The 22,751-nt window shown below is 70.9% G+C and carries 22 protein-coding genes and 1 riboswitch; of the genes, 4 read left to right on the top strand and 18 right to left on the bottom strand.

Translation table 11 applies throughout. From position 1 onward, the window contains the following. Nucleotides 1-239: 239 nt before the first annotated feature. Together OHT77_RS36880 and OHT77_RS36875 are read right to left on the bottom strand one after the other, a co-directional pair. A complete protein-coding gene (locus tag OHT77_RS36880) occupies nucleotides 240-1,841 on the bottom strand; it encodes an amidohydrolase (RefSeq protein ID WP_328832690.1) in 1,602 nt (533 codons plus the stop codon). Nucleotides 1,842-1,888: 47 nt separating this feature from the next. Beyond that, nucleotides 1,889-2,329, bottom strand: coding sequence for an Lrp/AsnC family transcriptional regulator (locus tag OHT77_RS36875; RefSeq protein WP_266766881.1), 441 nt, complete (start codon nucleotides 2,327-2,329; stop codon nucleotides 1,889-1,891). A gap of 269 nt (nucleotides 2,330-2,598) precedes the next feature. On the opposite strand from OHT77_RS36875, the gene OHT77_RS36870 reads away from it, so the two are divergent. Next, the gene (locus OHT77_RS36870) at nucleotides 2,599-3,033 is read left to right on the top strand and encodes a hypothetical protein (protein WP_266766882.1); all 435 of its coding nucleotides are present in this window, start codon (nucleotides 2,599-2,601) and stop codon (nucleotides 3,031-3,033) included. Nucleotides 3,034-3,043: 10 nt separating this feature from the next. Here the strand turns inward: OHT77_RS36870 and OHT77_RS36865 are convergent, their stop codons facing one another. Both OHT77_RS36865 and OHT77_RS36860 read right to left on the bottom strand, forming a co-directional pair. Continuing rightward, nucleotides 3,044-4,138, bottom strand: a complete 1,095-nt coding sequence (locus OHT77_RS36865) for a phosphotransferase family protein (protein WP_328832689.1) — start codon at nucleotides 4,136-4,138, stop codon at nucleotides 3,044-3,046. 470 nt (nucleotides 4,139-4,608) lie between these two features. After that, entirely contained in the window at nucleotides 4,609-5,718 is a 1,110-nt protein-coding gene (locus OHT77_RS36860) for a hypothetical protein (protein ID WP_328832688.1), read from the bottom strand. Nucleotides 5,719-5,859: 141 nt separating this feature from the next. Between OHT77_RS36860 and OHT77_RS36855 the strand changes: the two genes are divergently transcribed. Next, nucleotides 5,860-6,102, top strand: a complete 243-nt coding sequence (locus OHT77_RS36855; protein WP_328832687.1) for a hypothetical protein — start codon at nucleotides 5,860-5,862, stop codon at nucleotides 6,100-6,102. A 50-nt stretch (nucleotides 6,103-6,152) separates the two neighbouring features. On the opposite strand, the gene OHT77_RS36850 is transcribed toward OHT77_RS36855, so the two are convergent. The 4 genes from OHT77_RS36850 to OHT77_RS36835 form a co-directional block, all read right to left on the bottom strand. Further along, nucleotides 6,153-7,334, bottom strand: coding sequence for an acyl-CoA dehydrogenase family protein (locus OHT77_RS36850; protein ID WP_328832686.1), 1,182 nt, complete (start codon nucleotides 7,332-7,334; stop codon nucleotides 6,153-6,155). A gap of 229 nt (nucleotides 7,335-7,563) precedes the next feature. Further along, nucleotides 7,564-8,223, bottom strand: a complete 660-nt coding sequence (locus OHT77_RS36845; RefSeq protein WP_328832685.1) for a TetR/AcrR family transcriptional regulator — start codon at nucleotides 8,221-8,223, stop codon at nucleotides 7,564-7,566. Between the two features lie 65 nt (nucleotides 8,224-8,288). Beyond that, the gene (locus OHT77_RS36840; RefSeq protein WP_328832684.1) at nucleotides 8,289-8,435 is read right to left on the bottom strand and encodes an SCO1431 family membrane protein; all 147 of its coding nucleotides are present in this window, start codon (nucleotides 8,433-8,435) and stop codon (nucleotides 8,289-8,291) included. A gap of 116 nt (nucleotides 8,436-8,551) precedes the next feature. Next, nucleotides 8,552-9,919, bottom strand: a complete 1,368-nt coding sequence (locus tag OHT77_RS36835; RefSeq protein ID WP_328832683.1) for a peptidase C39 family protein — start codon at nucleotides 9,917-9,919, stop codon at nucleotides 8,552-8,554. 236 nt (nucleotides 9,920-10,155) lie between these two features. Here OHT77_RS36835 and OHT77_RS36830 point away from each other — a divergent pair, with 236 nt between their 5' ends. Both OHT77_RS36830 and OHT77_RS36825 read left to right on the top strand, forming a co-directional pair. Then, nucleotides 10,156-10,776: a uridine kinase family protein gene (locus OHT77_RS36830; RefSeq protein ID WP_328832682.1), complete on the top strand. Its 621-nt coding sequence runs from the start codon at nucleotides 10,156-10,158 to the stop codon at nucleotides 10,774-10,776. A 433-nt stretch (nucleotides 10,777-11,209) separates the two neighbouring features. Next, nucleotides 11,210-13,075 (top strand): AAA family ATPase, encoded by a 1,866-nt coding sequence (locus OHT77_RS36825; RefSeq protein ID WP_328832681.1) that lies wholly within the window; start codon nucleotides 11,210-11,212, stop codon nucleotides 13,073-13,075. 117 nt (nucleotides 13,076-13,192) lie between these two features. On the opposite strand, the gene OHT77_RS36820 is transcribed toward OHT77_RS36825, so the two are convergent. From OHT77_RS36820 to OHT77_RS36775, 10 genes are all read right to left on the bottom strand, one after another. Beyond that, nucleotides 13,193-14,263 (bottom strand): hemolysin family protein, encoded by a 1,071-nt coding sequence (locus OHT77_RS36820; RefSeq protein ID WP_328832680.1) that lies wholly within the window; start codon nucleotides 14,261-14,263, stop codon nucleotides 13,193-13,195. Further along, complete coding sequence (locus tag OHT77_RS36815; protein ID WP_328832679.1) at nucleotides 14,260-15,594, bottom strand: hemolysin family protein; 1,335 nt, start codon at nucleotides 15,592-15,594, stop codon at nucleotides 14,260-14,262. The genes OHT77_RS36820 and OHT77_RS36815 overlap by 4 nt, the downstream gene beginning before the upstream one ends. A gap of 175 nt (nucleotides 15,595-15,769) precedes the next feature. Next, nucleotides 15,770-16,213 (bottom strand): PH domain-containing protein, encoded by a 444-nt coding sequence (locus tag OHT77_RS36810; RefSeq protein ID WP_328832678.1) that lies wholly within the window; start codon nucleotides 16,211-16,213, stop codon nucleotides 15,770-15,772. Between the two features lie 26 nt (nucleotides 16,214-16,239). Continuing rightward, nucleotides 16,240-17,097, bottom strand: a complete 858-nt coding sequence (gene hisG / locus OHT77_RS36805; protein ID WP_328832677.1) for an ATP phosphoribosyltransferase — start codon at nucleotides 17,095-17,097, stop codon at nucleotides 16,240-16,242. A gap of 59 nt (nucleotides 17,098-17,156) precedes the next feature. After that, nucleotides 17,157-17,429, bottom strand: a complete 273-nt coding sequence (locus OHT77_RS36800) for a phosphoribosyl-ATP diphosphatase (RefSeq protein WP_018534786.1) — start codon at nucleotides 17,427-17,429, stop codon at nucleotides 17,157-17,159. A 34-nt stretch (nucleotides 17,430-17,463) separates the two neighbouring features. Continuing rightward, complete coding sequence (gene ribH / locus OHT77_RS36795; protein ID WP_266766896.1) at nucleotides 17,464-17,949, bottom strand: 6,7-dimethyl-8-ribityllumazine synthase; 486 nt, start codon at nucleotides 17,947-17,949, stop codon at nucleotides 17,464-17,466. A gap of 50 nt (nucleotides 17,950-17,999) precedes the next feature. Beyond that, entirely contained in the window at nucleotides 18,000-19,343 is a 1,344-nt protein-coding gene (locus tag OHT77_RS36790; protein ID WP_328832676.1) for a bifunctional 3,4-dihydroxy-2-butanone-4-phosphate synthase/GTP cyclohydrolase II, read from the bottom strand. Further along, nucleotides 19,340-19,984 (bottom strand): nicotinamide mononucleotide transporter family protein, encoded by a 645-nt coding sequence (locus OHT77_RS36785; RefSeq protein ID WP_328832675.1) that lies wholly within the window; start codon nucleotides 19,982-19,984, stop codon nucleotides 19,340-19,342. Before OHT77_RS36785 ends, OHT77_RS36790 begins: the two co-directional genes overlap by 4 nt. Next, entirely contained in the window at nucleotides 19,981-20,583 is a 603-nt protein-coding gene (locus OHT77_RS36780) for a riboflavin synthase (protein WP_266766899.1), read from the bottom strand. The genes OHT77_RS36785 and OHT77_RS36780 overlap by 4 nt, the downstream gene beginning before the upstream one ends. 149 nt (nucleotides 20,584-20,732) lie before the next feature. Beyond that, nucleotides 20,733-20,863: riboswitch (FMN riboswitch) on the bottom strand. Nucleotides 20,864-21,406: 543 nt separating this feature from the next. After that, complete coding sequence (locus tag OHT77_RS36775; RefSeq protein WP_328832674.1) at nucleotides 21,407-22,711, bottom strand: ROK family transcriptional regulator; 1,305 nt, start codon at nucleotides 22,709-22,711, stop codon at nucleotides 21,407-21,409. Nucleotides 22,712-22,751: the final 40 nt, after the last annotated feature.

Here is a 22,751-nt window from a genome sequence, read left to right as displayed (position 1 = left end):
CCAGTGACGGTGCCCGGTGCGGCACCGACCCTGACCCAGCGGCGCTCCGACGAGTGCTCGGAGGTTCCCCGGTCGGGCGTCCGGTGGTGGACTCGGACGAACCTACCGGCCCCCTGCGCCCGCCTGTCAACAGTCGTTTGACCTGGCCTTTCCCCCTCAACCGGCTGGTCAGGGCGGAGGATGCGCAGGTCGCGCGACGGAGCGGCGGCCGTGGATCGGGGGCGCGCCACCCCGGGAGATCACTCGCCCGGCCGTACGAACACCGTCCGTCCGCCCACGACCGTGCGCAGGCAGACGGGGAGTTCGCCGCCCGGGGTCAGGTCGGGCAGTCCGGGTGTGCCGGAGCGCGGGTCGGTCGACCAGCGCGCGACCCGGTCGTCGGGCGCCTGCACGACCAGGGCGTCGGTCCGCCAGACGGCGTAGTCGGCGGGCGCGCCCGGGACCAGAACACCCGCGTCGTCCCGTCCTACGGCTCGCCAGCCGCCCCGCGTATGCGCGGTGAACGCGGCCCGGACCGAGACGCGATGTTCAGCCGTCCGGTGGAACGCGGCGGCGCGGACCGTGCCCCACGGGTCGATCGGGGTGACCGGGCTGTCGGAGCCGAAGGCGAGCGGCACCCCGGCCCGCAGCAGGGCCGCGAAGGGGTTCAGGGCACGCGCCCGCTCCACGCCGAGCCGCTGGGCGTACATGCCGTCCTCGCCGCCCCACAGCGCGTCGAAGGCGGGCTGCACGGAAGCCGTCAGCCCCAGCTCGGCGAAGGCGGCGATCGTCTCCGGGGTGAGCATCTCGGCATGTTCCACGCGATGACGGGCGGCGCGGACGCGGGGCAGGCCGACCTTCTCGGCGGCGGCCCGGATGCCCTCGACCACGGCGGTCACCGCGGCGTCCCCGATGGCGTGGAAGCCCGCCTGGAGCCCCGCCTCGGTACAGGCGACGACATGCGCGGCGACGGCGTCCACGTCGAGGTAGGCGATGCCCCCGTGCCCGGCGTCGGCGTACGGCTGCTCCAGACACGCGGTGTGCGACCCGAGCGCCCCGTCCACGAAGAGGTCCCCCGCCGCTCCTACGGCGCCCAGCTCCCGCGCCTTCTCGACGTCCTGCTCGGCCCAGTAGCCGACGACGCGCGGGCCCAACTCCTCGGCGGCGAGCTTCAGCAGGCCGGTGAAGTCGTCCTCGGAGGAGATGTCCGGGCCCGCGCACTCGTGGACCGAGCCGACGCCCAGGGAGGCCGCGCGGGCGAGGGCGGTGCGCTGGGCCTCGATGCGCTGTGCCGGCGTGATGGCGGCGAGCGCGGTGGAGCGGACGGCGTGGTGGGCGTCGGCGGTGAGGGGGCCGTCGGGTGCGTCGAGGCCGGGGACGAGGTCGAGCAGGGCGGAGGTGACGACCGCGGAGTGGACGTCGATGCGGGAGAGGTAGAGCGGGCGTCCGCCGGTCGCCGTGTCGAGTTCGGCGCGGGTCGGCGGCCGGCCACCGGGCCAGCGGGCGGCGTCCCAGCCGTGGCCGAGCAGGACGCGGTCGGCCGGGCGGGCGGCGGCGAAGTCCCGGACCAGGGACAGGGCCGCCTCCAGGGACGGCGCGTCGGACAGGTCGAGGCCGGTGAGCGCGAGGCCGGTGGCCGTGGTGTGGACGTGTGCGTCGGTGAACGCCGGGGTGACAAGACCGCCGTCCAGGTCGACCACCTCGTCGACGCCGTCGGCGAACGCGTCGGCGGCGCCCTCGGAGCCGACCCAGGCGACCTGGCCGCGCTCCACGACCATCGCGGTCGCGAAGGGATCGGCGGGACTGTGGACTTCGCCGCGGCGGAGCAGGACGGTCGACGGCTCGGGGGTGCGCTCACTCATGGGGAACAGTCTCGCGCCTCACCGGCACCGCCCCGAACCCAGGTCGGTCAGATGCGGGGCGGACGCGCCTCGTACGGCGTCGACAGCACCACCGTGGTCCGCGTCGAGACGCCCGCCAGGCCGCGCAGCCTGGCCAGCAGTTCCTCCAGTTCGTGCGGGGTGGCGACCCGCACCTTGAGGATGTAGTTCTCGTCGCCCGCGACGCTGTGGCAGGCCTCGATCTCGGGGACGTCGGAGAGCCGGTCCGCGATGTCGTCGGGGGCGCTGGGGTCGAACGGTTTCACCGAGATGAAGGCGGTCATGGGCAGCCCCACCGCCTCCGGGTCGACGACCGCCGCGTATCCGCGGATGACGCCCCGCTGCTCCAGCCGCCGCACCCGCTGGTGCACGGCCGACGTGGACAGGCCCGTGGCCTTGCCCAGGTCTGTGTAGCTCATCCGCCCGTCCTTGACGAGCAGCTGCACGATTTGTCGGTCCAGCTCCTCCATGACGCAAGAACCTACAGTGCGTCTGATCTCCACCGATACCTCAGCGGCGCAGGTCATACCCGGTTCGTGATGTGACCGGGAGGGGCCGGTGAGACGGCTGGGGACAAAACCGCCGCACCGGGCACCTGCGGGCGGCATGTGACGAACGCCACAGGTCTTGAGCGGTCTCCGTGATGGTCTCGTGATTACCGCGGAGACGGGACGGGAAGTGCTTGCTGTGGTCGAGGCCGCAGCGCCTTCACGGCCCAGCCCAGTAGGGGGAGAAACCCATGCAGAGTCTCAAGCGCCCTGGACGCACCGCGCCCAAGCGGCCGCAACTCGTTGTCGAGCCCGAGCCGGAGGGCGTCGAAGCGGACGGCTTCGACTCCGACGACCTCGATGTGTACGACACCTTCGAGATGTACCGGGTGATCTGCCCGGACTGCGTGCAGCCCATCGCGCTCCTCGCCGACGAGGAGGTCCTGCCGGAGCACGCGCTGTGTGCCTCGCCGTGGAACCCGTTCGGGCTGACGGTCTGCGCCGGTACGGGCCGTGAGGCGGCCGACGCCCGCTCCGCCGACGAGTCCGCTGAGCCCCAGGAGCAGGACACCGCACTGCTGTTGACGCTCCCTCAGGGCCTCGACTGGCGGACGCAGCCCTTCTCGCACGTCGGCGGTCCCAGCTCGCGCCCGATGCGCGTGCCGGAGCTGCGCCGCGCCGCCTGAGCGCGCTCGCTCAACCCCAGTAGCTGCCCTGCACCATGGCTCGCAGGCTGTCGTGGTGCAGGATCAGTGTGTCCGGGTCCGCCGGGACGGCCGCCTCGCCGAAGTGCACCTGCCGGTAGGCGATACGGAGCATCACGATCGCGTGCCGCAGGGCCGCGTACAGGGTGTAGAACTCCATGTCGCGCGGGGTGTGACCGGTGAGTTCGGCGTACCGCGCCTCCACCCGGTCCCGGCGGAAGAACTCCGGCAGCCCCGGCTGGCCGAAGGCGACCGTCAGGTCCTGGAAGAAGCGGTGCAGGTACACGGTCCAGCCGAGGTCCACCTCGCGCGGGGCCAGGGCCGCCATCTCCCAGTCGAGGACGGCGACGGGGTCGAACCCGTCGTAGACGACGTTCCCGATGCGGGCGTCGCCCCAGTTGAGGACCGGTTCGGCGGGGTCGGCCGGCCAGAGGTCGGTGAGCCGGTCGAAGGCGCTCTCCATGAGGGGTGAGCGGGCGAGGCCGTCAACCACCCATGCGTAGTACGCCCGTTGGGATGCGACGTGACGCGTCAGGGCGTCGCCATCACCCGGAAGAGTGAGGAACTCGGCCTCGGTCACCGGGACTTGATCGTGCAGGCGAGCGATGAGCGCGACGGAAGCTGCCTCCAGGTGTTCCCGCTCCGCGCCGGTCGCCGCGTGCAGCCAATTGCCCTCGTACGTATAGGGCATGACGTCCGGCGGCACCCGCCCCTCGGCACGCTCCATGACGAAGAACGGCGCGCCCAGCGGTCCCGGGTCCTCCTCCAGCCACCGCACGCCCGGCACCGGCAGCTCGGTCCGCTCGGCGACCAGCCGCATGGTCCGGAACTGGCGCGGGATGTCGTAGACCGGGAACACGGTGTACGCCGCCGGGTCGGCAGCGAGCCTCAACGCGCAGGCACGGAGCGGGGGTTCAGGATGCTCGATGTCGAACAACAGGGTCTCACTGGACATACCGTTCGACCCGGGAATCCTGACGTCGACAGCCTTGGCACCGGGCAGCCGCGCACCGAGCCAGACGGTGAGCCGATGGGCGAGCTCCTCGGGGTCGCGGGTGGTGGTGCGGGGGCGAGGTGCTGTCGCCATGTCCTCTCAACTCCCTTGCGTCGCAGCCGAAATGCCGCTTCGGCTCCCATGCGTTCCTGCCGGACATGCAGCCCGGGCTCATTGCACTGCCGCCGGATACGCAGCCCTGACTCCCTCGTGCTGCCCCCCGGGAAAGAGTCCTGGCTCCCTTGCATTGCTGCCGCGATGCCATCTCGACCCCGCTCCGACGCTGCCTCGTTGCCACCTCGGCCCCCTTCCGGCACCCCCGAGAAGCCGCCCCGACCCCCTCGCGCTGGCGCCGGAGACGCAGCCCCGACTCCCCGGCGCTGCCGCCGAGACAGATCCCTCATCCCCTTTGCCTTGCCGCCGCGACGCCACCTCTCCCCCTCCCGGCGCTCCCTCCTTGCCACCCCGGCTCACTTCCGGCACCCCCGAGATGCCGCCTCGGCTCCCTCCCACGCCGCCGAGGTACCACCCCGGAACCCGTGCCGCGCCGCCGTGAAGCCCCCTCAACTTCCCTGCGGCGCAACCGAGTCGAAGCCGGTGAAGCCGCTCGGGTCGTGGCGGCCGAAGGTGCCGTGTTCGAAGATGCCGTGGCCCGGGCGGCCGTCGAGGCGGAAGCGGGCGGCGTGGTCGGTGACCCCGTAGGCGGCCAGGGGCGTGGGCCGGGTGAGGTCGTAGGTACGGGTGTCGGACCAGGCGCGGCCGCGCCACGTGCCGTGCTGCCAGTCGTCCGCGGGTGGGTAGCCGGCGCCGATCGCCAACGGTGAAGAGGTCAGGATCTCGACCTCGAGTTCCTGGGGTTTGCGGGTGTCGCCGAGGTGGATGACGGCGCGCTCGGGGTGACGGGTGCCGGGGCGGTAGGTGATCTCGGCCTGGGGCCAGCCCAGTTGGCGGTCGCGGTGGCCCGGGCGGACGACGGTCGCGTCGTTCAGGGTGCGGTAGCCGTCGGCGTCCTCCTGGACGACGACCATGAGGAACCGGTCCTCGAAGCGGACCGGGCACCAGATCCAGTGGAAGCCCTCGGTCGGGTGGTCCTCAGCGAGCCGGCCGCCCTCCTCCCCGGGGATCGGCCGCACCCCCCAACTCCGGTCCCGCGTACCGGTCCAGCCGCCCGGGGAGACCCGGAACTCCTCGTCACCGGCGCGGATCACGCCCTCGACCCCGCCCGCCTGCACGAACCGGCGCCCTTCGAGGGTGAGCCGGTCGCCCCGGTACTGGACATGGTGGGGTTCCCAGAGCGCGGGGAACTCGGCGGTCCAAGTGAGGTCGTACGAGAGGGAGTTGTCCTCGCAGCGCAGGCGGAGGCGGCGCAGGGGTTCCTCGACCTCGATGCGCAGGGGACCGACCGCGAGGTGCATGCGGTCGTCGCCGAGGGCGTCGGAGGCGCGGACCGCGTGGAGGGTGTCGCCGGTGCGGAGGGTGGCGTAGGCGTCGATCACCCCGACGTTGGGGTAGACGCCGAGGCCGAGGATGAGCAGGGCGCGGCCCTCGTGGTCGAGGACGTGGAAGATGCAGCGGTCGTAGGCGTTCCGGTCGCCGGTCGCTACATGCTTCATCGACAGGGGCACCTGATGCACGGGGTACTCGTCGAGAGGCACGGGACGGTCGTCTGCCACGGCTAACCTCCCCTGGGGACAGTGGAGGTGACGGTACGTCAGGTTTCGTGCGGTAGCCAGACCCGGGAGCCGTACGCCGGTGAACGCACGCTCGATTACAGGCACCGGTGACCTGTCAACGCGCCTTTACGTTGCCTTGGTATGACCGTCACCTATGCGCCGACCGGACATCAGCGCCGTAGCTACGTCCCCGTACCGGCAGAATCGGTTCCGCCCGCGCCGCCGCAGCCCCAGGACCCGCCCATCTACCGTGATCTGATGCGCAGTTGGGCCGACCGGGGCCGCACCCTGCCGGGGCGCCACGACCCGGAGTGGGCGCGGCTGGCGGCGGCGCCGACGGGGTCCGCCCGGTGGATCAGGGCGGAGGGGATCAACGGCGCGTGAGCGGCGGCGGGCCCCTCCCCCGCGTAGGCCTGATGTCGCGGCCTCGGGCGTCAGCCGACCCGGTGGGCCTCCGGACCGGCCAAGTGGCGGGCGATGACCATCCGTTGGATCTGGTTGGTGCCCTCGACGATCTGCAGGACCTTGGCCTCGCGCATGAAGCGCTCGACCGGGAAGTCAGCGGTGTAGCCGTAGCCGCCGAGGACCTGGACGGCGTCGATGGTGGCCTTCATCGCGGTGTCGGTGCAGTGGAGTTTGGCCATGGCCGCCTGCTTGGCGAACGGGCGGCCCGCGTCGCGCAGCCGGGCCGCCGCGAGGTAGAGCGCGCGGCCCGCCTCGATCTGGGTGGCCATGTCGGCGAGCATGAAGCGCAGGCCCTGGAAGTCGGAGATCGGGCGGCCGAACTGCTGCCGGCCGGTCGCGTAGGCCAGCGCCTCGTCGAGTGCCGCCTGGGCCAGGCCGATGGCGCAGGCCGCGATGCCGAGGCGGCCGGAGTCCAGTGCGGACAGGGCGATCGCGAAGCCCTGCCCCTCCTCGCCGATGCGGCGCTCGTCGGGGACGCGGACGCCGTCGAAGTGGACCTGGGCGGTGGGCGAGCCCTTCATGCCCATCTTCTTCTCCGGGGCCGCGCCACTGAGGTCGGCCGCGTCGCCGGGCACCAGGAAGGCGCTGATCCCGTGGGGGCCGTCCTCGCCGGTGCGGGCCATGACCGTGTAGAAGTCGGCGATGCCGCCGTGCGTGATCCAGGCCTTGGTGCCGTCGATCACCCACTCGTCGCCATCCCGCACCGCCTTCGTACGCAGGGAGGCCGCGTCGGATCCGGAGGACGGTTCGGAGAGGCAGTAGGCGCCGAGCAGGCCGCCGCCGAGCATCGCGGGCAGGTGCTCGACCTGCTGCTGCTTGGTGCCGTAGTTGGCCAGCGCGTGGCAGGAGAGCGAGTGCACGCTGACGCCGAGGCCGACGGTGAGCCGGGCCGCGGCGAGCTCTTCGAGGACCTGGAGGTAGACCTCGTACGGCTGGTCGCCACCGCCGTATTCGGAGTCGTACGGGAGGCCGAGCAGTCCCGACCGGGAGAGCAGGGTGAAGATCTCGCGCGGGAAGTGTCCGGCGTCCTCTTCCTCGGCCGCCCTCGGGGCGATCTCTCGCTGCGCGATGTCGCGGGCCAGCGAGATCAGATCCCGGGCCTCGTCCGTGGGCAGTTGCCGGTCCACCGGCTGCGGGGCGCGGTCGGGCATGGCGACGCTCTCCTCCCTGTCGGGCACGGCGGCGGGCGTCGCCTTGGGTCGAGGCGGCTCCGCCGGGTATCGCGCGGGTACGGCCGCTGCTCCCGCTTCCGGGTCTCGGAAGCGGCTGACCAGCGGCTCTGCGCTGTGAGTATGCCCGATCGGAGGTCTCGCGTCACCAGTTAACGACCGCTCACTTCAAGAATAACCCGGTCGTCCGGAACACCGCAGGAGCGCCGTTTCAGCCGTCCCGGCGGGCGGGCTTCGGCGTCGGGTACGCGGGGTCCAGTTCCTCGATGGCGCGCAGGGTGCCGCCCAGGGTCTTCACGAGGAGTTCGCGCATCGTCTCGCGGGAGAGGTCGGAGGTGCTGATCCATTCCAGGGTCGCGCCCTCGACGCTGCACACCCAGCCGAAGAGGGCCATGCGGGCGATCCGGGAGATGTCGGTGCGGCCGTAGGCGCCGTCGGCGATGGTCGCGACGATCGCCGCGCGCACCCCGTCGCGGATGGCGTGCACCTCGGTGTCGAAACCGACGCCGCCGCTCACGATGGTGCGGTACGCGGCCTGGTTGTGCTCGGCCCAGCGCAGATAGCTGTCCATCGTCCGCTGTACGCGGTCGAGTTGGGGCAGTTCGAGACCGCTCGCCGCGAAGGTCACCAGGTCGGCGACGGAGTCGTTGATGATCGCCAGGTAGTAGCCGCGCTTGGACTGGAAGTAGTAGTAGATCAGCCCTTTGGCGACATGGGCCTGCCGTGCGATGTCGTCCATGGACAGCGCGTCGTAGGACGTGTCGGCGAACAACTTCCGGCCGATGGTGATGAGTTCGGCGCGGCGCGCCAGGGAGCGCTCGGTACCGCGCGCCCGAGGACGTCCGACGTCACGCTGCTCGCTGATTTCCAATTTCGACTCTGGCTCTCCAACTGGGCTTGGTCAACCGCAGTATGGCAGGTCGCGTATGGATCAGGTCACAGCAGGCCGATTTGGGTCACGAGCATCGCGATCACCACGACGAGGGTCCAGCCCATGACGTGCTCGGCGATCTTCGGGCCGTCGCTCCTGGGGCCGCCGGTGCGGGTACGGGTGCGGGCGGCGCTGGCTGAGTGTGCGGTCATGGTGGCTCGCAGAGGTCGGATGTGCGATGGACTCCCCCGTTTCGTCCACCTTGCCATCCCTGTCGGCTTTTGCGCCGGAGACCTTGGTCACAGGGACCTCGGTCTCCGGCGCGGGGTCAGCGGACGCCCACCGCCGCGAGGGCCTTGCGCTGGCGGGGGGTCGGCTCCGCCGGGAAGTACAGGTAGCAGACGCCGCCGGTGCCGGAGGAGAGGTTGCCGGATGCGTTGTACCGCTTGGTACGCAGCCAGATGTTCTCCCACTCGCGCCGGTTGTAGACGCGGCGGACGGAGGGATCGGTGGGCGAGTTGGGGTCGTTGGCGATCACGTCCCCGTCCGCCGTGAACCCGATCACGGTCATCAGGTGGCCGGAGGTGCCGTAGCCCGCGCCGGTCAGTTCCGTGGCCAGGAACGACTGGGACGTTATGGCCGGGATGCCCGCCGCGATCAGCGTCTCCAGGTCACCGAGCGAGCCGAGCCGGGTGACCACGCCCTGGAGGCCCTTGTACGTCGCGGCGTAGGCGGCGTTGAACGGCCAGTTGCCGCAGCCCTCGTACTGGTAGTCGTAGGTGAAGCGGGCCGCGTTGCAGACCTGCGGGTCGGCGAACGACGGGTCCACCCAGGCGAGTTGCTCCGGGGTGAGGCGGCCGCCCCAGTACTCGATGATCATCTGCGAGGAGGTGGGGCTGCACCAGGCCTCGCCGCCGTTGTCGTACTCGGGGTACTGGCCGACGTGAAGCTCCTGCGAGTAGCGCGGGACGATCAACTCCTGCGCCAGGCCCGGAGTCGAGGCCGGGACGGTGAAGCGGTCCGGGATGTCCGAGCCCATCGCCCCGAGCCGCCACACCACCGGGGTGAGCTTGGTGCCGGGCTTGCGGTAGAGGGTCAGGCGGAGCTGGTACGACGCGAGGCGCAGGCCCGTCGTCGCGTCGTCGATCGAGAAGGTGTCCGTCCAGATCGTGGACTTGCCGTCCGTCTGGTCGTCGACCGAGGTCCGCTTGATGTCGTCGTCGCCGGCCGCCCAGCGGCCCATCACGTACCAGGGCGTGTCCGTGCCGTCCGAGTACGTGCCGTGCAGCTCGACCTGGATCCAGGTGCCGGCCGGGGTGTGCGCGTTCCAGGACGCGATGGTCTCCGTCGCCGGGACGGAGAGCTTGTGGACGGGGGACGTCCAGGTCGCGTACTCCCAGGCCGCCGTCTTCTGGGTGTGCGGGTCCGTGTAGTCGACGCTGCCGAGGGCGGCGGCGATGGCGAGCCCCGGGCGGGAGCCCGCGACGGCGCGGGTGCCCCGGGCGGTGCCGCCGCGCCAGTCGGTGTACGAGGTCCAGGCGTGGTTGTCGACCAGGCGCGACGGCGCGCCGTCGGAGTCGGCGGCGTCGGTGACGCGCGCGGTCGCGGCGGCCGCCGGGCCCGTGCCGCTCACCACGGCGGCGGCGACCGCGGCGGCCAGGACGGTTCTGCGGGACGGCTGTTCGGCTCTGCTCATGGGCGGAAGACCCCCGGGTGTTCCGAGTCGGGACTGATCCATTCGGGACAGTTCCAATGGACGACTGTGCGCCCACTATGGACACACAGGGCACCCCGCTGCCAGCACTTCGAACCTCGCCACACCAACCAATATTGGTATCGACCAGTGGTATGACCTGGGGTGGGAGTCACCCCTCCCTAGACTGGCCCGGCGACCTGCGGCATCACCCGCCCCACGACCTCCCGGGACCAGCCATGCACGACCTCGCCCAACGCCTGGGCCTCCTGCTCCCGTCCTGCGGCCCGGTCCGGCTCGTCGGCGTCGACGGACACGCGGGGTCCGGGAAGTCCACCTTCGCCGGACGCCTCGCCGAGGCCCTGGGCGGCGCCCCCGTCCTGCACCTGGACGACCTCGCCAGCCACGACGAACTGTTCGGCTGGACCGACCGCCTGCTGAGCCAGGTGATCACCCCGCTCGGCCGCGGCGAGACCGCGCACTACGCCCCCTACGACTGGCACGCCCGCCGCTTCACGACGCCCCGCGCGCTGCCGCCCGCGCCGGTGGTCCTCGTCGAGGGCGTCGGCGCCGGGCGCCGCGCGGTGCGCCCGTTCCTCGCGGGGCTGCTGTGGATGGAGCTGCCCCGTGAGGAGGCCTGGACGCGGGGGCGGGTGAGGGACGGGGCGGAGCAGCGGGACTTCTGGGACGGGTGGGTCGAGGCGGAGCGAGAACACTTCGCCAAAGACCCTTCGCGCCCCCATGCGGACTTCCTGGTACGGCAGTTGAGCATGGGGTACGAGGTGCTCAGCGGGCCTTCCGGGACGGTTGGACCGGACCGCGAGGTGACCCACGGTGACGGACCGCCCGCAGTGTGCTGAACTTGTGAAGACCCTTCCGGTCGAACTTGCTTGAGTGCCTCAACTCGGCTTGACCCAGGGGCCGTACAGGTCTTACGTTCTGAATGTGCGGCCGTTCGGAGCCGCCCAGAGTCGCGAAGCCCCCGGTTGTTCCCCCGTGATCGGGGGCTTCGTTCTGCTCCCAGCCCGTTTTCCGGCCGCTACGAGCCGTGATTTGCTCACCCTGGGTCACCGTCCTGAGTGCGCCCCATCTGCTCCCACCTCGTCAAACGGCCTGTGCGGCACCCTTAGATGGGCGACTGCCCCGCAGGTACGATGCCCAGGGTGCGACCATCGGACGGCTGTTTCGCGCACCACGGCAACTCCCGTCCGCGGCACAGCGGTTCGACCCAGAATGCCGACGGGCGCCGGCCCGGCGGCGAACCAACGGGGGCACGGTTTGTGGGGGGACGTGATGGACTTCGGCACGCAGGGCCCCGAGGCCCCGGCCGACCTCGCGTGGCTGCGAGGCGTGGACGCCTACACCATGGGCGCTTATCCGCAGGCGGAGGAGGAGTTCCGCACCGCGGTACGGATGGATCCCGGGATGGCCGACGGCTGGCTCGGACTGCACGCGCTGCGCGTCGACACGACGACCGCGCTGCTGCGGATGTACCGGCACCGGGAACGCTTCGGGGAACAGCGCACCAGGCACCGCCGTACGCTCAACTCCTGGTACTGGCTCGGCTGGTGGGTCCAGCCCGTGCTGGAAAGCCCGCGTGATCTGCTGCTCGCGCACGCCTCGCACTGGCTGGACGGCCGTCATGTGCCGGAGCTGGACCGGGCGTTGGCCGGACTGCCGCCCGTGGACACCGACCACCAGGTCCGCTTCCTGCACGCGTGCCGTGCCTATCTGGTCAAGGACTGGGAGCAGCTGGTCCGGCACACCGACCCGCTGATCAACGACCAACTCCTGGGCATCGAGGCCGGGTTGTTCGGCGGGATGGCCCGGGTCCGGCTGGAGATGTACGGCCAGGCCGAACCGCTCCTTTCCTCCGCGCTGATGCGCTGCCGCAGCGAACAGCCCCAGCGCAAGGAGCTGCGGTACTGGCTGGCGCGGGCCCACGAGGGAACCGGGCGCAGCGCCGCCGCGCTCCCCCTGTACCGGGCGGTGCACCGCGTCGACCCGGCGTTCATGGACACCTCGGCGCGGCTCGCCGCGATCACCGACTCCGACGGGTACGACGGCTCCGAGGACATGACCGACCTCGCCGCGATCACGCTGTCCGGTGGGCAGGACGCGCTGGAGGGTCCCGACGGGCTCGATCCGCTGTTCGGCGCGGAGGGGCGGGACCTGAAACTGTCGGAGCCCGGGCTGCCGCCGACCGGGCCGCTGCCCTCCGCGGGCGACTCGGTGCGCGAGAAGACCTCGGTGCCGGTGCCGCCGCTGCCGACCGGGCCCACCGATCCCGTCCTGCTGGAGGAGGCGCTCAACGAACTGGAGCGCATGGTGGGGCTGGAGCCGGTGAAGCGCCAAGTCAAGGCGCTGTCCGCCCAGTTGAACATGGCGCGACTGCGGGCGGGGCAGGGGCTGCCGGTTCAGCCGCCGAAACGGCACTTCGTCTTCTCGGGGCCGTCGGGTACCGGCAAGACCACCGTGGCGCGCATTCTCGGGCGGGTCTTCTACGCCCTCGGGCTGCTCGGCGGGGACCATCTCGTCGAGGCGCAGCGGGCCGACCTGGTGGGTGAGTACCTCGGTCAAACGGCCGTGAAGGCCAACGAGTTGATCGATTCCGCGATCGGTGGCGTCCTCTTCGTCGACGAGGCCTACTCGCTCTCCAACTCCGGGTACGGCAAGGGTGACGCGTACGGCGACGAGGCCTTGCAGGTGCTGTTGAAGCGGGCCGAGGACAATCGCGATCACCTCGTGGTGATCCTTGCCGGGTATCCCGAGGGGATGGACCGGCTGCTCGCCGCGAACCCCGGGTTGTCGTCCCGGTTCACGACCCGCGTCGACTTTCCCTCGTACCGGCCGCTTGAACTCACGTCCATCGGTGAGGTGTTGGCGGCGGAGAACGGGGACATCTGGGACGAGGAGGCGCTCGACGAGTTGCGGTCGATCGCCGGGCATGTCGTTGACCAGGGGTGGATCGACGAGCTCGGGAACGGGCGGTTCCTGCGGACGCTGTACGAGAAGAGCTGTGCGTATCGGGATCTGCGGCTGTCGGTGTATCCCGGGATGTTGTCTCGGGATGATCTGTCGACGTTGCGGTTGCCGGATTTGATGCAGGCGTATGGCGAGGTGTTGTCGGGGCGGGGGCCGGGGGCTGCGGGGATGTGAACCGCGGTGCGCCAGAGCTCGGTTGGGTCTCGTCGGTGCGCGGCTGCGGGCGCGTCGTGGCTTGTCGCGCAGTTCCCCGCGCCCCTGGAAAAGCAGCCGGGGTGCGGGGAACCTGTGCTAACTCGCCAGCGCTTGTTTTACTTCCGTCGTTCTTGGCTGGGCCGGTATGTCTCGGTGGGCCGGGTCGTTGACCTCGCCCACCAGGAGTTCGAGGACGTCCTCCATGGCCACCAGGCCCAGTACCTTGCCGGAGGCGTCGGCGACCTGGGCGAGGTGGGTGGCTGCTCGGCGCATGACCGTGAGGGCGTCGTCCAGGGGGAGTTCGGCCCGCAGGGTCGTCATGGGGCGCCAGATCTGCTGCGGCACCGCCCGCTCGGAGTCCTCCAGGTCCAGGACGTCCTTGACGTGGAGGTAGCCCATGAAGGCGCCGGTCTCCGTGGCGACGGGGAAGCGGGAGTAGCCGGTGCGGGCGGTGAGGGCGACGATCTCGCCGGGGGTGACCGACGGGCTGACCGTGACCAGGCCCTCGCGGCGCAGGAGGACGTCCGTGACCGGGCGTGAGCCCAACTCCAGGGCGTCTTCCAGGCGTTCCTGCTCCTCGGGGTCGAGGAGGCCGGCCTGACCCGAGTCCTCCACCAGGCGGTTGAGCTGTTCGCTGGTGAAGACGGCCTCGACCTCGTCCTTGGGCTCGACGTGGAAGAGCCGCAGGATGCCCTGGGCGACGGCGCCGAGGGCCACGGTGATCGGCTTGCAGACACGGGCGAAGGCGACCAGGCCCGGGCTGAGCCACATCGCGGCCTTCTCCGGCGCGGCCATCGCGAGGTTCTTCGGGACCATCTCGCCGATGACGAGGTGGAAGAAGACCACGGCCGCCAGGGCGAGGATGTAGCCGAGGGGGTGGATCATGCCCTCGGGCAGGTGCATCCACTCGAAGACCGGCTCCAGGACGTGCGCGACCGTCGGCTCGGCGACCGCGCCGAGCGTCAACGAGCAGACGGTGATGCCGAACTGGGCCGCCGCCATCATCTGCGGCAGCCGCTCCAGGCCGTAGAGGACCTGGCGGGCGCGGGCCGTGCCGAGGGGTTCGATCTGGCTGCGGCGGACGGAGACGAGGGCGAACTCGGCGCCGACGAAGAAGCCGTTGGCGAGCACCAGCAGGACCGCGAAGAGGAGTTGGAGGACGGTCATCGGGCGGCCTCCATGACGTTGACCGCGGGCACCGTGCGGACCAGGCGGACGCGCTCGGCGCGATAGTGGCCCACCTGGCGGACCGAGAGGCGCCAGCCGGGGAGTTCGGCCTTGTCGCCGGGGGCCGGGATGCGGCCGAGGAGGTCGGCGACCAGACCGGCCACCGTCTCGTACGGGCCCTCGGGCACGTCGAGGCCTATGCGCTGGAGGATGTCGACCCGGCAGCTGCCGTCGGCGTCCCAGGCGGGCTTGCCGTCCTCGGGCGGGGCGGCGGCGAGTTCGGGGACGTCCAGGCCGTCGTGCTCGTCGCGGACCTCGCCGACGAGTTCCTCGACGATGTCCTCCAGGGTGACCACCCCGGCCGTACCGCCGTACTCGTCGACGACGACGGCGATCGGCTGTTCCCTGCGCAGCCGGCCCAGCAGGGGCTGGACGGGCAGGGTCTCGGGGACCAGCAGCGGGGACTTGGCGATGGTGGTGACCGAGGTGCGCAGCCGGTCGTGCGCGGGCACGGCCAGCGCGTCCTTGAGGTGGACCATGCCCACGATCTCGTCGATCTTCTCGCGGTAGACGGGGAAGCGGGACAGACCGGTGGCGCGGGTGAGGTTGACCACGTCCTCGGCCGTCGCCGACGACTGCAGCGCGCTGACCTTCACGCGCGGGGTCATGACGTGCTGCGCGGTCAACTCGCCCAGCGACAGGGTCCGTACGAAGAGATCGGCGGTGTCCTGCTCCAGCGTGCCGGCCTGCGCCGAGTGCCGGGCCAGGGAGACGAGTTCGCCGGGGGTGCGGGCCGAGGCCAGCTCCTCGGCGGGCTCGACGCCGAGCGCGCGGACCAGCTTGTTGGCGACGGTGTTCAGGGCGGAGATCACCGGGCGGAACAGCTTCGCGAAGGCGTGCTGCGGGGCGGCGACGAAGCGCGCGACCTGGAGCGGCCGGGACACCGCCCAGTTCTTGGGCACGAGTTCGCCGATCACCATCTGCACGGCGGAGGCCAGCAGCATGCCGACGACCACGGCGACGCCGGAGACGGCGCCCTCGGGGATGCCGATCGCGCTGAACGGGCCGTGCAGCAGCTCCGCGAGGGCCGGTTCGGCGAGCATGCCGACGACCAGGGAGGTGATGGTGATGCCGAGCTGGGTGCCGGAGAGCTGGAAGGACAGCTCCTTGAGCGACTCGACGACCGTGGCGGCCCGTCGGTCGCCCTCGGCGGCGGCCTTCTCGGCCTCGGGACGCTCCACGGTGACGAGCCCGAACTCGGCGGCCACGAAGAAGCCGTTGGCGAGAATCAGCAGGATCGCCGCTCCGAGGAGCAACAAGGGGATGGTCATGCCGCCGCCTCGATATGTCGGGAGGGGGCGGCGCAGGTACTACAGGACGATCCGTCCATCGCTGGAGGGAGTCACTCCTCGGGTAGCAGGGGGCCTCGGGGAAACAGGGGGGAATGCCGGTGGCGGAGGCACGAGGAAAACGCCACCGACAACAGATTAATCAAGACATGGCCATCTACGGCAGATCCCCCAGCGACCGGTCCTCGGCGAGGGCCCGCAGAGTGCGCGCGTCGGCGATGGCCCGCGCCTTGGCGATACCGGGCTGAATGCCGAGGACGGGCAGGCTGGTGCCGTCGCTGAGGTTGAGGAACACCCAGGGATCGCCGGGGCGCAGATTCACCTGGAGGATCTCGGCCCAGGCGAGCCGGCGCCTGCTGACGATGTTCACGACGGTGACACCGGTCTCGTCGGCGACGACCTTCACCCGGGCGAGCAGGGCCAGCACGGCGAAGAGAAGGGCACCGGTGAGGACGAAGCTGAGCTTCTCCCCCGGGGTGAGCTGCTCCAGGAGCATCGCGACGGTCGTGATGACGACGAAGATCGCGAGGCCGGCGGTGAGCAGCACGGCACGGGTGCGGCCCGGCCGGAACGTGACCGGCAGGACGGGGAGTTCGGACATGGTCGGCGTGATCCTCGGCGTGTTCCTCAGAGACGGCAGGCGTGGATGGCCGTCGTCAGGATGGCCCGGGCGCCGATGTCGTACAGGTCGTCCATGATCCGCTGCGCCTCCTTGGCGGGGACCATCGCGCGGACGGCGACCCAGCCCTCGTTGTGCAGCGGGGAGACGGTCGGGGACTCCAGGCCGGGGGTGAGCGCGACGGCCTTCTCCAGCTGCTCGACCCGGCAGTCGTAGTCCATCATCACGTACGTCCGGGCGACCAGGACGCCCTGGAGGCGGCGCAGGAACTGCTGGACCTTGGGCTCGGTGGTGTCGTCGGTCGGGGCGTCCTTGCGGCGGATGACGACCGCCTCGGACTTCATGATGGGGTCGCCGAAGACCTCCAGGCCCGCGTTGCGCAGGCTGGTGCCGGTCTCGACGACGTCCGCGATGACCTCGGCGACGCCCAGTTCGATGGCGGTCTCCACGGCTCCGTCGAGGTGGACGACGGAGGCGTCGATGCCGCTGTCCGCGAGGTGTTTGGCGACGATGCCCTCGTACGAGGTGGCGACCGTCTTGCCCGTGAGGTCCGCCATGCTGCTCGCGGCGCCGGGCTTGGAGGCGAAGCGGAAGGTGGAGCGGGCGAAGCCGAGCGGGAGGATCTCCTCGGCGCTCGCGGCGGAGTCGATCAGCAGGTCGCGGCCGGTGATGCCGATGTCGAGGCGGCCGGAGGAGACGTAGATCGCGATGTCGCGGGGGCGGAGGTAGAAGAACTCCACCTCGTTGACCGGGTCGACGATCCGCAGTTCCTTGGACTCCCGGCGCTGCTGGTAGCCGGCCTCATGCAGCATGTCCGCCGCAGGTCCTGACAGGGAACCCTTGTTGGGGACGGCGATGCGCAGCATGAGGTCGGCTTCCTTCGCGTGAAAAGGGGTGAACTGCCCGAAACGGTTCTAAGAGGGTTTTACAGGTGGGCGTAGACGTCGTCCAGCGAGATTCCGCGGGCGACCATCATCACCTGGACGTGGTAGAGCAGCTGCGAGATCTCCTCGGCGGCCGCCTCCTTGCCCTCGTACTCTGCGGCCATCCAGACCTCTGCGGCCTCTTCGACGACCTTCTTGCCGATGGCATGGACGCCCTTGCCGACCAGCTCTGCGGTGCGGGAAGTGGCGGGGTCGCCGGTGGCGGCCTTCTGCTGGAGCTCGGTGAAGAGCTCCTCGAACGTCTTATTGGACATGGTGCTGCCCACCCTATTGCAAACAATCGTGGGCTTAACGCCACGGTTCAGATACTGAGCGGAGCGTGGCCGCCGTCGCCACCGCGGCCGTCACCGCCTCGTGCCCCTTGTCCTCATTCGAGCCCTCCAGTCCGGCCCGGTCCAGGGCCTGCGCCTCGGTGTCGCAGGTCAGCACGCCCATGCCGACCGGGACGCCGGTCTCCACCGAGACCTGGGTGAGGCCCTGGACGACGCCCTGGCACACGTACTCGAAGTGCGGGGTGCCGCCGCGGATCACGACGCCGAGGGCGACGATCGCGTCGTAGCCCCGGCCCGCCAGCACCTTTGCCACGACCGGGAGTTCCCAGCTGCCGGGGACCCTGAGGAGGGTCGGCTCGTCGATCCCCAGGTCGTGCAGGGCGCGCAGGGCGCCGTCCACGAGACCGTCCATCACCTTTTCGTGCCACTGCGCCGCGATGACGGCGACCCGCAGGTCTCCGACGTTGCGTACGGACAGTTCGGGTGCGCCCTTGCCGCTCACGTTCTCTTGTCTCCTAGAAGTGCGTCACGCGTGGAAGTGCGATTGCGCGGTTACTGGTTGCCGCAGGTGGACACGGGGGCCGCGTCCAGCCAGGGGAGGTCGTGCCCCATCCGGTCCCGCTTGGTGCGCAGGTAGCGGAGGTTGTGCTCGCCCGCCTGTACGGGCATCGGCTCCCGGCCGGTGACCTTGAGGCCGTGCCGGACGAGCGCGTCGGTCTTGTCGGGGTTGTTGGTCATCAGGCGCAGGCTGCGGACCCCGAGGTCCTCCAGGATCTGCGCGCCGGCGCCGTAGTCCCGGGCGTCGGCGGGCAGGCCGAGTTCCAGGTTGGCGTCGAGGGTGTCGCGGCCGCGCTCCTGGAGCTCGTAGGCCCGGAGCTTGGACAGGAGGCCGATGCCGCGTCCCTCGTGGCCGCGGAGGTAGACCACCACTCCCCTGCCCTCCTCCTGGATGCGCTCAAGGGAGGCCTCCAGCTGGGGGCCGCAGTCGCAGCGCAGGGAGTGGAAGACGTCACCGGTGAGGCACTCGGAGTGGACGCGGACGAGGACGTCCTCGCCGTCGCCGATCTCGCCGTGGACCAAGGCGACGTGCTCGACTCCGTCGACGGTCGATCGGTAGCCGTACGCCGTGAACTCGCCGTGGCGGGTGGGGAGTTGGACCTCGGCCTCGCGGCGGACGGTGGGTTCGGCGGTCTGCCGGTAGGCGATCAGGTCCTCGATGGAGATGATCGTGAGGCCGTGCTTGCGGGCGAAGGGGATCAGTTCGGGGAGGCGGAGCATACGGCCGTCCTCGCCCGCGATCTCGACGATCGCGCCGGCCGGGCGCAGGCCCGCGAGGCGGGCGAGGTCGACGGCGGCCTCGGTGTGGCCGTTGCGGACCAGCACGCCGCCGGTACGGGCGCGCAGCGGGAAGATGTGGCCGGGGCGGACGAGGTCGTCGGCCTGGGCGCTGCCGCTCGCGAGGACCTGAAGGGTGGTCGCGCGGTCGGAGGCCGAGATGCCGGTGGTCACACCGTGAACAGGCGAGGCGTCCACGGAGACTGTGAACGCGGTTTTCATCGACTCGGTGTTGTCCTCGACCATCTGCGGGAGCCGGAGCCTGTCCAGCTCGTCGCCCTCCATGGGCGCGCAGATCAGACCCCGGCACTCGCTCATCATGAACGCGATGATCTCGGGGGTCGCCTTCTCGGCGGCGATGACGAGGTCGCCCTCGTTCTCGCGGTCCTCGTCGTCCACGACCACGACCGGGCGGCCCGCCGCGATGTCGGCGATGGCCTGTTCAACGGGGTCGAGCGAAAAGTCTTCGAAACCGTCGGTGCTGTACAGGATCGGCGGGATCGAGGGGGGGACGCGAAGCGTCTCGTTCAGGGCGGTGGTGGGTGACGGGCGGGCTGTCATGCCGGCGCTCCTTCCAGGACGGGCTGCGGGGCCTTGCGGGAGCGCAGCCACCAGTCGCGCATGCCCCACAGGACGAGTGCGCCGTAGATGACGTAGACGAAGCCGGAGAACGCGAAGCCGTTGGCGAAGTTGAGGGGGACGCCGACGAGGTCGACGAGGAGCCAGGCGAACCAGAACTCGACCATGCCGCGGGCCTGCGCGTACATCGCGACGACGGTGCCGACGAAGATGTAGGCGTCGGGCCACGGGTCCCAGGAGAGGGACGGGTACGCCTTGAAGAGGGCGGCCACGGCCACGGTCCCGACGGCGGCGGAGCCGGCCAGGATCGCGCGCTCGCGCCAGGTGGCGAAGCGGGGGGTGATGTGGCCGTCGGCGGAGCCGTCCTTGCCGCGGTTCCACTGCCACCAGCCGTAGCCGGCGACGACCATGACGACGATCTGCTTGCCCGCGCTGCCGGAGAGGTGCGCGGTGGCGAACGCGGCGAAGAGGATCAGGCCGGAGACGAACTGCGTGGGCCAGCTCCAGATCGACCGCCGCCAGCCGAAGGCGAGGCCTATCAGACCGATGACGTTGCCGATCATGTCCGACCACTTGATGTGCTGGCCGAACAGGACGAAGGCCTCGGAGTTGAGCCAGTTCACGGGGTCACCTCGCGTGAACCCATCAGCCGCTCCACGTACTTGGCGATGACGTCGACCTCGAGGTTGACCGGGTCGCCGGGCTGCTTGTGGCCCAGCGTGGTCAGGCCGAGGGTGGTCGGGATGAGGCTGACGGTGAAGTAGTCCGGGCCCGCGTCGACGACGGTGAGGCTGATGCCGTCGACGGTGATGGAGCCCTTCTCGACGACATAGCGCGTGAGGTCGGCCGGGAGCGAGATCTTGACGATCTCCCAGTTCTCGGACGGCTTGCGCTCGATGATCTCGCCGGTGCCGTCGACGTGCCCCTGCACGATGTGGCCGCCGAGGCGGGCGCCGAGGGCCATGGGGCGTTCGAGGTTGACACGGGAGCCGACGGCGAGGACGCCGAGGCTGGAGCGGTTCAGGGTCTCGGCCATGACGTCGGCGGTGAACTCGTCACCCTCGAACTCCACGACGGTGAGACAGACGCCGTTCACGGCGATGGAGTCGCCGTGCTTCGCGCCCTCGGTGACGATGGGGCCGCGCAGACGAAAGCGGGAGGCGTCGTCGAGATTCTCGACGGCGGTGACCTCACCCAGCTCTTCGACGATTCCGGTGAACACTTCCCGGGTCCTCCTGCCTCATAGGGCACGGACTCCGGGGCCTGTCGAAGACGACAGAATGAAACGGACGAGAACACCGGGAACGACGCCGGACAGAACCCGTCCACGCAGGACGAGCCAATACGGCGGCGCGCACGAATGCCCGCCCGCCGCGCACTGCCTCCCATCCGGACTTTAACCGTCGGTCCAGGAATTCCACCTGGTCAACCGGCCGCTGGAAGCGGACGGGTCGCGGACTGTAACCGCCGGCTCGGACTTTCACCGACCCCGGAGTGCGCTGCTTCTGGTACACGGCCAGTGTGCCACGCCTGACAAGGGTCCATACAGGTGAAGGGTGTGGGCTGGCTCACAGACGGTGCCGCTGGACTTCTCAACCGGCCCCTACCTGCTGGATCATATGGTCTAGTCCTTTTCGGATCTCCGAGGGGACACCCCTGGACCGGTCCGGCGGTGGTGACGACGGCCCTTGCCCACCGCCGGGCCACTCAGCGCGCGTGCCGTCCGGCGGTCAAGGGATCAGTGACGGCTCCGGACGCGCGAGCAGATGGTCGGTATGTGGCTGTCAGAGCCCGAGTGCGCGTGAGTTCGTGGCTGGGCGCGCAGTTCCCCGCGCCCCTGGGTCGGGCACCTTGCCAGGGTGGGCACGTTGCGGGCCAGGACGCAGGCCGGGCGCGGGGTTGAGGGTTCGATTCGGGTGACCGCCAAAGGGCCGAGCGGGCACGGAATTTGAAGGGCGGGCGAGCAACTCCCCCTGGGGTCGTCCCGTACGGCCGCCCAGCGCGGGTGACCGCCCGCCGCCTTGCAGGGCACGACCCCCGGCGGGTTACCCGAACAGTTCGTCCTGGGCTCCGTCCTGGGCGGTCAGCTGGGCGCCGCGCAGGACTGCGGCGCCGCCCAGGACGCTGGGGCGGACCTCCGCGGGGAGCGGGGACATGCGGGTGATGCGTTCGGCCACGCGTACGGCGAGTTCGTCGCCGCCGGCCTGGCCGACCTCGCCGCCGAGGACCACGCATCCGGGGTCCAGCAGCGCGACGACGGAGGCGACGCCGAGGGCGAGCCGGTCGGCGAGGGCGTCGAGGAAGCGGGCAGCCAGGTCACCTCCGTCACCAGCCCCAGCCCCAGCATCGACTCCGACGTCACCCGCGTCACCGGCCCCAGCATCGACTCCGACGTCACCCGCGTCACCGGCCCCAGCACCGACGCCGACGTCACCCCCAGCCCCGCCACCGCTCACCTCCCCCACAGCCCACCGCACCACCCCGGCCGCCCCAGCCCCCTCGCCCGCGCGGCCCAACACCCCGCATTCCCGGGCGAGTTCGAGCACAGCCGCCGCCCCGGCCAGGGAGTGGAAACCCCCCTCGCAGTCCGTCGCCGAAGGGAATCCCCTCGTCCCAGGCACCGGCAGGAAGCCGATCTCGCCCGCACCCCCTGACGCGCCCCGGCGCAACGCCCCGTCCAGGACCACCGCCGCGCCGATGCCCATCCCGAGCCAGAACAGCACGAACGTGTCGCGGTCGCGGGCCGCGCCGTCGCGTTGCTCGGCGAGGGCCGCGAGGTTGGTCTCGTTCTCCACGACGATGTGGGTGCCCGGAAGGCGTTCGTGGAGGGCGGCGACGAGGCGGCGGTGCCAGGCGGGCAGGCCGGTGGTGTCGCGGAGTTCGCCCGTGGCCGGGTCGATGAGGCCGGGGGCGCCGACGCCGACGGTGTGGAGGTGTTCCGCGCCCGCCTCCTTCGCGGCCCGCTCGACCAGCGCGACGGCCTGCTCGACCGCGGGACCGGTGCCCGACGCCCCGTCGATCGGCACGGACGCCTCCGCGAGCACCCGCCCGACCAGGTCGGAGACGACGACGGAGACGCCCTCGAGGCGGACATCCAGCGCGGCGAGGTACGCGCGGTCGGCGACGATGCCGTACAACCGGGCGTTGGGACCGCGCCGTTGCTCGCCGGACTCGCCGACCATCTGGATCAGCCCGGAGGCGGTGAGGCGTTCGACGAGGTCGGCGACGGTGGGCCGGGACAGTCCGGTCAGCTGCTTCAACTGCCCCGCCGTCAGCGGGCCTTCCTGCTGCAGCAGCCGCAGGGCGAGCCGGTCGTTGATGGCCCGGGCGGTGCTCGGGGATGCGGGCATGCCGGGAATCCTCCCAGATCGAGGCGGTGCGACGGGCGTC

It is taken from the genome of Streptomyces sp. NBC_00252 (assembly GCF_036187565.1).
GTDB lineage: Bacteria > Actinomycetota > Actinomycetes > Streptomycetales > Streptomycetaceae > Streptomyces.
Note: the sequence above shows the minus strand (reverse complement) of the source record. Positions and strands in the feature narration are given on the sequence as shown.